At 57.6% G+C, this 9,482-nt stretch carries 8 protein-coding genes and 1 other RNA gene; 7 read left to right on the top strand and 2 right to left on the bottom strand.

From position 1 onward, the window contains the following. The first annotated feature begins 411 nt into the window (after positions 1-411). The 3 genes from arcD to ffs all read left to right on the top strand — a co-directional run bounded on the left by arcD (position 412) and on the right by ffs (position 2,941). On the top strand, positions 412-1,848 hold the full coding sequence (gene arcD / locus AB5Z09_RS05520) for an arginine-ornithine antiporter (RefSeq protein WP_005336921.1): 1,437 nt from the start codon (positions 412-414) through the stop codon (positions 1,846-1,848). 105 nt (positions 1,849-1,953) lie between these two features. After that, a complete protein-coding gene (locus tag AB5Z09_RS05515; protein ID WP_368194811.1) occupies positions 1,954-2,742 on the top strand; it encodes a sulfite exporter TauE/SafE family protein in 789 nt (262 codons plus the stop codon). A 102-nt stretch (positions 2,743-2,844) separates the two neighbouring features. Next, an RNA gene (ffs, locus tag AB5Z09_RS05510) (signal recognition particle sRNA small type) lies at positions 2,845-2,941 on the top strand. Between the two features lie 317 nt (positions 2,942-3,258). Here ffs and AB5Z09_RS05505 read toward each other — a convergent pair. Together AB5Z09_RS05505 and AB5Z09_RS05500 are read right to left on the bottom strand one after the other, a co-directional pair. Then, entirely contained in the window at positions 3,259-5,085 is a 1,827-nt protein-coding gene (locus tag AB5Z09_RS05505; RefSeq protein ID WP_368194810.1) for an ATP-binding protein, read from the bottom strand. Between the two features lie 8 nt (positions 5,086-5,093). Continuing rightward, positions 5,094-5,585 carry a molybdopterin-dependent oxidoreductase gene (locus AB5Z09_RS05500; protein WP_005351410.1) on the bottom strand — a complete coding sequence of 164 codons (492 nt, stop codon included), beginning with the start codon at positions 5,583-5,585 and terminating at the stop codon, positions 5,094-5,096. 339 nt (positions 5,586-5,924) lie between these two features. Between AB5Z09_RS05500 and AB5Z09_RS05495 the strand changes: the two genes are divergently transcribed. From AB5Z09_RS05495 to AB5Z09_RS05480, 4 genes are read left to right on the top strand one after another with little or no spacing between them, the layout of a single operon-like run. After that, entirely contained in the window at positions 5,925-6,275 is a 351-nt protein-coding gene (locus AB5Z09_RS05495; protein WP_005333409.1) for an STAS domain-containing protein, read from the top strand. After that, complete coding sequence (locus tag AB5Z09_RS05490) at positions 6,272-6,688, top strand: hypothetical protein (RefSeq protein ID WP_019445317.1); 417 nt, start codon at positions 6,272-6,274, stop codon at positions 6,686-6,688. The genes AB5Z09_RS05495 and AB5Z09_RS05490 overlap by 4 nt, the downstream gene beginning before the upstream one ends. A gap of 18 nt (positions 6,689-6,706) precedes the next feature. Continuing rightward, positions 6,707-8,812 carry an SLBB domain-containing protein gene (locus AB5Z09_RS05485; RefSeq protein ID WP_005360128.1) on the top strand — a complete coding sequence of 702 codons (2,106 nt, stop codon included), beginning with the start codon at positions 6,707-6,709 and terminating at the stop codon, positions 8,810-8,812. A 1-nt stretch (position 8,813) separates the two neighbouring features. Next, positions 8,814-9,482, top strand: a complete 669-nt coding sequence (locus AB5Z09_RS05480; protein WP_368194809.1) for a capsular biosynthesis protein — start codon at positions 8,814-8,816, stop codon at positions 9,480-9,482.

Here is a 9,482-nt window from a genome sequence, read left to right as displayed (position 1 = left end):
TGTTGAAAGGCTGGGGTATCCATGATGGCAGACCTCAAGGTGATGGCCTACTTCAAGATTAGCCTTTCAACACGTAATTGGGACATAGCCTTTTTTATGCAGATTATTTATACAGAGAGTGCCTGAATGGCGATGCATAGGAACCATGCGAGTCAGGTTGTGTTGGCAGAAAAATGAGAAATATCAATGGGTCTTGGTTAATTTGAGCCAGCTCACAGGCCATATGGGTCAGTGCTGTAAAATTGCGCGCGGTCAAGGCGGTGCATGATTGACGGGACGAGGGATTGCGGTCGGAATAGTCATGCAATATAGTTGCCGCCTTTTTCACGGGGTCAGGATTCCCAGCCCCTCCCATATTGCGCGCAGTATGAATACGGACGCTCTGCCGCCGCCTAAATAAACAGGATTGAAATGGACAAGAAACTAGGGCTGGGCGCCCTCATTTCGCTGGTGATCGGCTCCATGGTCGGCGCCGGGGTCTTCAGTCTGCCACAAAACATTGCTGCGCATGCCAGTGCCGGGGCGGTCGCCCTGGGTTGGGCCATCACCGGTCTTGGCATGATCTGTCTCGCGCTGGTCTATCAGAACCTCTCCATGCGCCGCCCTGATCTCGATGGCGGTATCTTCAGCTATGCCAAGGCCGGTTTCGGCGATTTTATCGGTTTCAACGCCGCCTGGGGTTACTGGCTCTGCCAACTGCTGGCCAACGTCTCTTACGCCATCGTGGTGTTCAGCGCCCTGAGCTACTTCTTCGATACGCCTGACAACGTCATCTTCGGTGACGGCAATACGCCGGTGGCCATCACGCTGGCCTCCATCCTGATCTGGTCGGTGCATGCGCTGGTGCTGCGCGGGGTACAGGTTGCTGCACTGGTGAATATCGTCACTACCATCGCCAAGATGGTGCCGCTCATCGTCTTCTGTGTTGCGATCCTGCTGGCCTTCAACATGGATACCTTCACTCTGGATATTTGGGGCCAGAACAACATGGAGCTGGGCTCCGTGATGGATCAGGTCAAGTCCACCATGAAGGTGACCCTCTGGGTCTTTATCGGGATTGAAGGGGCCGTGGTGGTCTCTGCCCGTGCCCGTCATCGCAAGGATGTGGGCCGTGCCACCGTGCTGGCGCTGCTCGGCGCCCTGACACTCTATGTGATGGTGACCCTGTTCTCGCTAGGTGTCATGAGCCAGCCGCAACTGGCGGCGCTCAAGAACCCTTCGACCGCCATGATCCTCGAAGCCGTGGTCGGCCCCTGGGGCGCCTGGCTTATCAACATCGGTCTGGTGGTGTCGGTGATGGGTGCTCTGCTCAGCTGGACCGTACTGGCCGCTGAAGTGCCCTACATCGCGGGCAAGACCGGTGTGTTCCCGGGCTGGTTTGCCAAGGAGAACAAGAACGGCTCGCCGCAGGTGTCCCTCTGGTGCTCCACCTGTCTGGTGCAGATCTTCCTGATCATCATCTACTTCCAGAGCAGCACCTATCTGGCGCTGGTCAACATCGCAACCTCGGCGGCGCTGGTGCCTTACGTCTTTTCGGGCGCTTATGGCCTGAAGCTGGCATTGAAAGGGGAGACCTATCAGGGTCAACCCCATCAGCGCAAGCGTGACCTGCTGCTGGCCCTGGTGGCGACGGTTTACGGCTGCTGGCTGGTCTACGCTGCCGGTGTGGAGTACCTGTTGCTGGTGGCGCTGCTCTATAGTCCGGGCATCTTCATCTACTGGAAGGCGCGTCAGCATCACGGTCTGCGCGGCCTTAACCGGTTGGAGCAGGGGATGACGGCGGCCCTGCTTGGCTGTGCCGTACTGGCCTTCTACAAGGTGATGGACGGTACCATTCCCCTGCACTAACCGGCACAATGAAGAGATGGCCCTCACGCCATCTCTTTTTTTTCATGCAGATATCCACTGTTGCCCGGCCGTGTTGGCCAGTTTTTGTTTAACACAGGAATTTTTATGCTGTTTATGGGTTACCTCCTGCTGGGCGCCTTTGCCGGTATGCTGGCGGGACTGTTCGGGATCGGCGGCGGTCTTATCATTGTCCCCGTGCTGGTCATGACCTTTCGCGCCCAGGACATCGACCCTGAAATAATTACCCATCTGGCCCTCGGCACCTCGTTGCCCACCATGATCTTTACCGGATTCAGCTCGCTTAGAGCACATCAGGAAGCGGGCGCCGTCGACTGGGTGATGATCCGCAGATTGGGGGCGGGCATGCTGGTTGGTGCCTGGCTCGGTGGTATGACGGCCAATCTGCTCAGTGCCAGTACCCTCAATATCATTATCGGCTGCTTCGCCTGGAGCATGGCGCTACAGATGGGGCTCAATCTCAAGCCCAAAGCGGAGCGCCATATGCCGGGGGCGCTCGGCACAGGCATCGCCGGTACCATCATTGGCTGGATGTCAGCGCTGTTTGGTATTGGCGGTGGCTCGCTGACCGTCCCTTATCTGAGCTGGAACTCGGTGCCGATGCGCAATGCGGTAGCGGCCTCTGCAGCTTGCAGCATGCCCATCGCGCTGGCGGGGAGCCTCAGCTACCTCTATGCGGGTTGGGGTCATGCCGATCTGCCCGAGTGGAGTGTGGGCTACATCTATCTGCCAGCGCTGCTCGGCATTGTGCTGACCAGTACCCAGTTTGCCCGCCTTGGTGCCAAGCTGGCACACCGATTGTCACCAAGACGCCTCAAGCAGGCATTTGCTCTGCTGATGCTGCTGGTGGGGGCGAAATTTATGCTGTTTAGCTGATTCATTCGGCAGATTGTTGAAAAATAAGGCAAACGATCTGTTGGAGGGTAGAAAGCCGTTGCATTGAACGCCCAGTTTGCCTATTCTCCTCGCCGGTGGTCCTATTGGTCCTCTCGCATTGATAACCCGTCGACCTGGTCAGGACCGGAAGGTAGCAGCCAAGGCGGGGGACTCGAGTGCCGGGATGTGGCTGGTAGGGCCACCACTTGTTTCTGCAATTCAATAAGTTAGCTTCCTAAAGCCCTTGGTCATCCACTTTGTGTGGACGACGAGGAGCTCATCGATGAATCTCTGGCTCAGTCCCCACGGCATCTGGTATTACCGGAAAGTCACCACGCTCCCCTGTGGTCGCCGCAAAGAGATCAAAAAATCCCTGCATACCCGAGACAAGCCGACGGCCCGTGCAGCTGTTGCGAAGCGGCTTTCCTGTGTGCATTCCAGACCCAAGCCCATTCAGTTGCCTGCAGAGGTCAATGTTGCCCCACATGAGCAATCAGTAGCCCGGAATCCAAGGTTTTACTGTTTGGTGACACGCATGGCTGCGTTGTATTTGAGCCGCCCATGGGAAATATGTCTGTTTATCTCGCTCAGTAGCGTCTCTTTATTGATGGGCTTGGTGATATATCCATTCATGCCATGGGAGAGATAGTATTGCTTGGATTCCGGCATCGCATCCGCCGTCAGGGCGATGATGGGGATATCTGCCCAAGGCATCTGGGAGGTGCGGATCCGGGTGGTGGCCACCAGGCCATCCATCACTGGCATCTGAACATCCATCAACACCAGATCAAATTCGGTGTGACCCAGTTTCTCCAGCGCCTCTTCTCCCTGAACGGCCAGTGTGACCTGATGGCCCACGGAGTCGAGCATGGCGCCGATCACCTTGCGGTTGGTGGCATTGTCATCAACCAGCAAGATGCGATAGCTCTCCTGATCCAGCGGCTTGGACGGCAGGCAAACAATCGAGGGGGTCGTGGCTCTGGCGGGCCAGATATAGGTAAAAGTACTGCCATGCCCCTCGCTGCTCTCTACCGAGATATCGCCGCCCATCAGGCGTGCGAGGTTACGGGATATTTCAAGACCCAGGCCCGATCCGCCATATTGGCGGGTGATCGAGACATCCGCCTGAGCGAAACGTTGAAACAGGTTCTTTAACTGACTTTTGCTCATGCCGATCCCGGTGTCCTGGATCGAGATACGTATCGAGTGGCGATCCTGCTCCAACAGGGTGCTATCAACGTGGATCTTTACTTCCCCCTGATGGGTGAACTTGATGGCATTGCTCACCAGATTGAAGAGGATCTGGCGCACTCTCAGCGGGTCGATCATCAACCACTCCGGCGTATCGGGGGCAACAGTCAGGGTCAGCTTGATCCCTTTTGCATCGCAGTTGCTCTGCATCAGAGCCCGGATATCCTCCAGCAGCTGGGGCAAGTGATGGGGGGCCAGTTGCAGCTCGATCTTGCCCTCTTCCAGCTTGGATACATCCAGAATGTCGTTAAGCAGACCGAGCAGATGGTTTGCCGATTCGCGCGCCGTCTCCAGATAGTCTCGCTCCCTCGGATCCATATCCCGGTCGGCCAGCAGTGAGAGCATGCCGAGAATACCATTCATGGGGGTGCGAATTTCATGGCTCATGTTGGCCAAAAAGCTGCTTTTGGCTCTTGTGCCTGCCTCTGCCGCCTGATTTGCCCGCAGCAGTTTGTCATTGAGCTGCTGCATCAGTTTGTGTTGCAGAAACGAGATATTCATTTGCCGCCAGATCAGCAGGGCGAGCACAAAGAGCAGCGCAAATTGCAGGGTTGCGATGAGTGTCGTCGTGATGATCTGCTCCCTCACGCTGTCGCGGCGTGCCACATCAAACAGGGTTGCCTGCTGGTTCACCTCCAGAGTCAGCTGATGGAGCAGGGGAAGCAGGGAGGCGAGCTGTTGGCGCAGCTCCTGATGGGCAAGATTGTCCAGCGGCTTGGTGGCTTCCGGGCCGAGCCAGATATCCGCCAGAGAGATGTAGGAGCGAATGGCTTTGCTTGCCTGCTGGTAGATATCTGTTTGCTGAAGCAGGCTGCGATCCTTGCTCTCCAGCACCAGATCCATGCGGCTGACCAGAATATCGTATCTGAGCTGGAAGGTCGGTTGCGACTCATGGAGCAGCGAGCTTTGAAAACGCAGCGCTTCGTTATAGAGCTGGAAATAGTTCCACATCACGTTGTCTTCGCCCTGACTGGTACTGCGCTGCAGATCCTGAAATTGCCGGTACTGGATGGTACCAATACCAGCAAAGGCAAGGAGCAGCACACAAAGCACCACAAACAAGAAACGTTGACTGGCCGCCATGGAACGCATGATGGGATCTACTCCACTTTTATCGCGCTGATCTGCCAGATAGCCCGACCGTAATAGAGCTTGTTTTGCAGTTCGGGATATTGATCGAACGGATAGACAAGGAACAGCGGCCCTTTGTCACGCACCGACAGTGGCTTGCCATTGATCGTGCGGGCGAGGATGACCCGATACTGCTCGGCATCGCTTGTCGGCACCTGTACCGAGTAGTCATTGAGCGCGGTAATGGTGAGCTGTTTGCCGGTTGCCCCAACCTTGGCCAATACATCTTGCAGCAGCGGGCCGCGAAAGGTCTTGGCTTCGTCATACCAGGGGGTATGGGTTTTGATTTCGTGTACCGGCAGTTGATCCAGCATGGCGCTGTCCCACAGGGCCAGAGCCTGATGAGTGGGGCTGCTGATGGCGCCTTCAACCTTCAACACGGCGCTGTCAGGGGAGGGGGCTGCGTATGCGGTGCCGCAAAGGGCTGCCAACAGTGGTGCGATGTAAAGGCCTGCTTTCATGATCTCTCCTTCCTGGAAAATGGCGGCATGGGGGGCCGAGCCAACGGTGGCTTGTGAAGTGTGTCCAAAGGCAAGCAATAATCGGGCCCAGTCTAATGGGCTTGAATTATCAGCCATTTAGCCTGTTATCTGGCGATCTCGGCCAAGGTGAATTGCAGTTTGCAACGTGCGGGGGAGGTCAATTGCAATTTGGCAATCAAAACGAGGAGTGGGTGTTGGTGAATAAGGCGCAAAGAGTATCATTTGGAGAACAAGTGCCGTGGCACTGTCCGGCATAACATTTGCAGCGTGCTGAATGCCGTGACAGCAAATAGTCTGAGAATCGACAAGGAGCTAGCGATGGAAAGCATGACTTACACCCTTAATGATATCCAGGTAGTGGTACTGGAAAACGAGTTTGACGCGATGGCCGTCAGTGAGCTCCGCCCGTTGTTTGAAACCCTCTCGACCCACCCGGGAGATATCCTGGCCGATATCAGCGATGTTCATTTTATCGACTCGTCGGGGATCGGAGCCTTGGTATTTCTCTATAAAAGATTGATTATGAACGGGCATCAGATGGCCCTTGTCTGCGGACCCGGTCAACCCCATGACCTGCTGGAGATGCTGCATATCGACCGGGTGATCCCCTGCCATGAGAGCATCAAGGCCTATATGCGTTCCCGTGGCATGATGGCCGCGGCATCATGAAACGCTTTGGTATCCTGCTCTCGTCCATTCTGCTGTCGGGTTGTGCGCAGTGGCCGCCGCAGGGGTATGGCGGCATGGCAGAGGCAAGACCCACCCGTATTCCGGTCAATGAGGATGAACGGCGGGTCTGGTCTCGTTATGATGAGCGTCAGAAGGAACTCGACTTGCAGCTGACGGAATTAAAGCAAGCGAGTCTGCAGGGGTGTATGCCTGCCGAGTTGAAACGACTACAATCTCAACGTATTGATATCGAACGGGATATGCACGGACGGCTCTGGTCGGATGTAGCCTGGCGTCAGACCGTGTTGGCACAATCACTACAACAAGTACGTTTGCGGCTGCAACAGACAACAGCGGATGGCTGTCGTGCTGATTGGTCAGGGCTCCCCTTACGCCAATGGGGGCAGACGTAACAGACGAAAAGGATGTCTATGAAACGGGGCGCTCTCGAAGGATTGATCTGTGTTCTCTTGCTGTTGTTCACCTGCCCGTTACTGGCCTCCACCTTGTTGGCTCCCGGTGATCGGTTGGCCATAGTGCAACCCGGTGAGCCTGCTTTTGATCAGCCTTTCCAGATCAACAAGCAGGGGGAGATTGCACTGCCTGAAGTTGGCAACGTCGTGGTGGGGGGAAAGACCCTGCAACAGGCGGATGAACTGATCCGCACCGCCCTCAAACCTGTTTACAACAACCTCTCTCAATTGACCGTCACCTTGCTGGAGAAGCGGCTGCTGATCAGCGTGATGGGCTATGTCAAAAAACCCGGCAGTTATGATCTGGCGCCCGATGGCAACGTGCAGATGGCCCTTGATGCCGCTGGCGGGTTGGTACCCGGTGCCCAGCTCAACAACATGCAGGTGCGGCGCGGCAGCACGGTCTCGAGCTTCGACTACAAGCGTTATCTCGATACCGGCGATGCCAGCGTGTTGCCGCCATTGCAATCCCTCGATGTGGTGTTCGTGCCCGCATCGCCTTTGATCGGCAACGTGCAGATCGATTTTGATGCGGCGACCCTGGCGGCAGGCGGGGATGGGGATACCGGCAAGGCGATCAAGGTATTTGGCGAGGTCAACAGCCCCGGCGCCTTCAGTTTCAAGAGCGGCAACTCTATCGTGGATCTGCTGATGCGAGCCGGTGGGGTGACCCGCTTTGCCGGGGTGGAGCGGATCCGGGTGATCAATGGTGATGCCCCCGAACTGTTCGATCTCAAAGCCTATCTCGACTCCGGCAACAACAAGCTGCTGCCCAATCTGGCGCCGGGCGCCACCATCTTCGTGCCCAAGGATGAAGAGCAGATAAAACGGGGGGCACGCACCATCTACATCATGGGCGAGGTGTTCAAACCCGGCGCCTATGAGGGGCGGGAAGGGGACTCCTTCCTCGATATTCTGGCCAATGCCGGCGGCCCGACCCGCTATGCCGAGAGTCGCCAGATCCGTTTGCTGCGCACCGATGGCACGATCGAACCCATCGACTTGCAGGCCTATACCGAAGGGATGCAAAAGGCGCTTCCCCAAGTCAAACCCGGTGATGCCATTTTTGTGCCGGAAAAGACCGATATCAACGAGAAGTCCTGGTTGAAGGTGGCACCCGGGCGGGCGGTGATGGTGATGGGGGCGGTGCGGATCCCGGGCCGCTATGAATGGTCTGACGAGATGTCGTTGCTGGATCTGATCGCCCACGCAGGTGGCCCCAACGAGCGAGCCGATATCGCCAAGGTGCAGATCCTGACCGCCGAAGGGGGGCAGGCCACGCCGACCCTGTTTGATCTCGACAAGTTCCTTCATCAGGGGGGGGCGCTGGCCAGCCTGCCGAAGATCCGGGCCGGATTCACCATCATGATCCCCGAGCTGCCCACCGATCCCAGTGATAATAAGTCCCAGTGGGTGCGCCAGTCACCGGACAGTTCCATCTATATCTTCGGTCAGGTCGGGGCTCCCGGTCGCTATGCCTTCAATGAGCAGATGGGCTTTATCGACATCCTGTCGGCCGCCGATGGTCCGACTGCGGCGGCGGATCTGCGCAATGTGCGCATCGCCCATCGCAGTGGCAGCACGGCGCGGGTCAGCAAGCTCGACCTTGCTCTCTACTTTGAAACCGGCGATGAAACCTTGCTGCCCAAGGTGCTGCCCGGCGACTCCATCTACCTGCCGGAGAAGAATCGCCCCTGGCTCGATGAGCCGAAGGAGAACACCATTAGGGTGCTGGGGGCGATAGCACGCCCTGGTCGCTACCGCTTTGACTCCTCCATGACCCTGCTGGATCTGCTGGCAGAGGCAGGGGGCCCGACCAGCAGCGCCTATATCAAGAAGATTGTGGTGATCAACATGGCCACCAGTGGTCAGGGGGATCAGGCCCGCAGCTTCGATCTCGACGGCTTTGCCAAAGAGCCCGACTTTAGCCAGTTGCCGGTGCTGCGCGCAGGGGACACCGTATTTATCCCTGACAGCAAGAGCAGCAACTGGGCCATTTTCATGGATGGCATGCGCGACATCCTGACCACGATCTCGGTGGTGGCCCTGGTCGGGACGCTTTGATATGAGCATCCCCATTCAATATCTGGAGCTCGAATCCCTCTACGCGGCGACGGTCGCCCGGGGGATCCGCTCGCTGGCGGTCACCTCGTCGGAAGGGGGAGAGGGGGTGAGCTCCATCTGCGATGCGCTGGCAAGGCGCTCGGAGGCGGATGGGCTGCGCACCCTGCTGGTGGATCTCAACCTCTATCATCCCGGCCGCGCCACGGCGGTTGCCTGGGGGCCCAATGATGTGCCCGAGCCGGTGGCCACTGGTCGCTCCTTGTCGCTGCTCCCGGCGCCGGGCAAGGATCTGATGGCCTTTCGCAACAAGGATACCTTGCGCCAATTGCTGGTTCGCTGGCTGGAACATTACGATGTGGTGATCTTCGATACCTCGCCGCTCACTGCCCTCAATCGGGGTAATATTCCGGCCGATCAGGTGTGTGGTGCCTGTGAAGGGGCGCTGCTGGTGGTGCTGGCGGGGGGGACGCCGACGACCGTGGTACAAAGTGCGGTGGATAAACTGACCCGTGCCGAGGCCAATCTGGTTGGCGCTGTCTATAACGACAAGCTCAACCCGGGGCTGGCCAGCGAGATCCTGCGCGAGCTCAACCGGCTGCCCAGTAATCGGGTGACCGAATGGCTCAAGCGCTGGTGCCGGCGCAGTGCCTTGCTCAATTTCCGGATCTGA

Source organism: Aeromonas sp. R2-2, from assembly GCF_040908355.1.
Taxonomy (GTDB): Bacteria; Pseudomonadota; Gammaproteobacteria; order Enterobacterales; family Aeromonadaceae; genus Aeromonas; species Aeromonas veronii.
This window is presented reverse-complemented; position numbering and strand designations above follow the sequence as displayed.

Coding starts and splice junctions, on each gene's coding strand:
- arcD (WP_005336921.1), top strand. CDS start 412: ATGGACAAGAAACTAGGGCTGGGCGCCCTCATTTCGCTGGTGATCGGC.
- AB5Z09_RS05515 (WP_368194811.1), top strand. CDS start 1,954: ATGCTGTTTATGGGTTACCTCCTGCTGGGCGCCTTTGCCGGTATGCTG.
- AB5Z09_RS05505 (WP_368194810.1), bottom strand. CDS start 5,085: ATGCGTTCCATGGCGGCCAGTCAACGTTTCTTGTTTGTGGTGCTTTGT.
- AB5Z09_RS05500 (WP_005351410.1), bottom strand. CDS start 5,585: ATGAAAGCAGGCCTTTACATCGCACCACTGTTGGCAGCCCTTTGCGGC.
- AB5Z09_RS05495 (WP_005333409.1), top strand. CDS start 5,925: ATGGAAAGCATGACTTACACCCTTAATGATATCCAGGTAGTGGTACTG.
- AB5Z09_RS05490 (WP_019445317.1), top strand. CDS start 6,272: ATGAAACGCTTTGGTATCCTGCTCTCGTCCATTCTGCTGTCGGGTTGT.
- AB5Z09_RS05485 (WP_005360128.1), top strand. CDS start 6,707: ATGAAACGGGGCGCTCTCGAAGGATTGATCTGTGTTCTCTTGCTGTTG.
- AB5Z09_RS05480 (WP_368194809.1), top strand. CDS start 8,814: ATGAGCATCCCCATTCAATATCTGGAGCTCGAATCCCTCTACGCGGCG.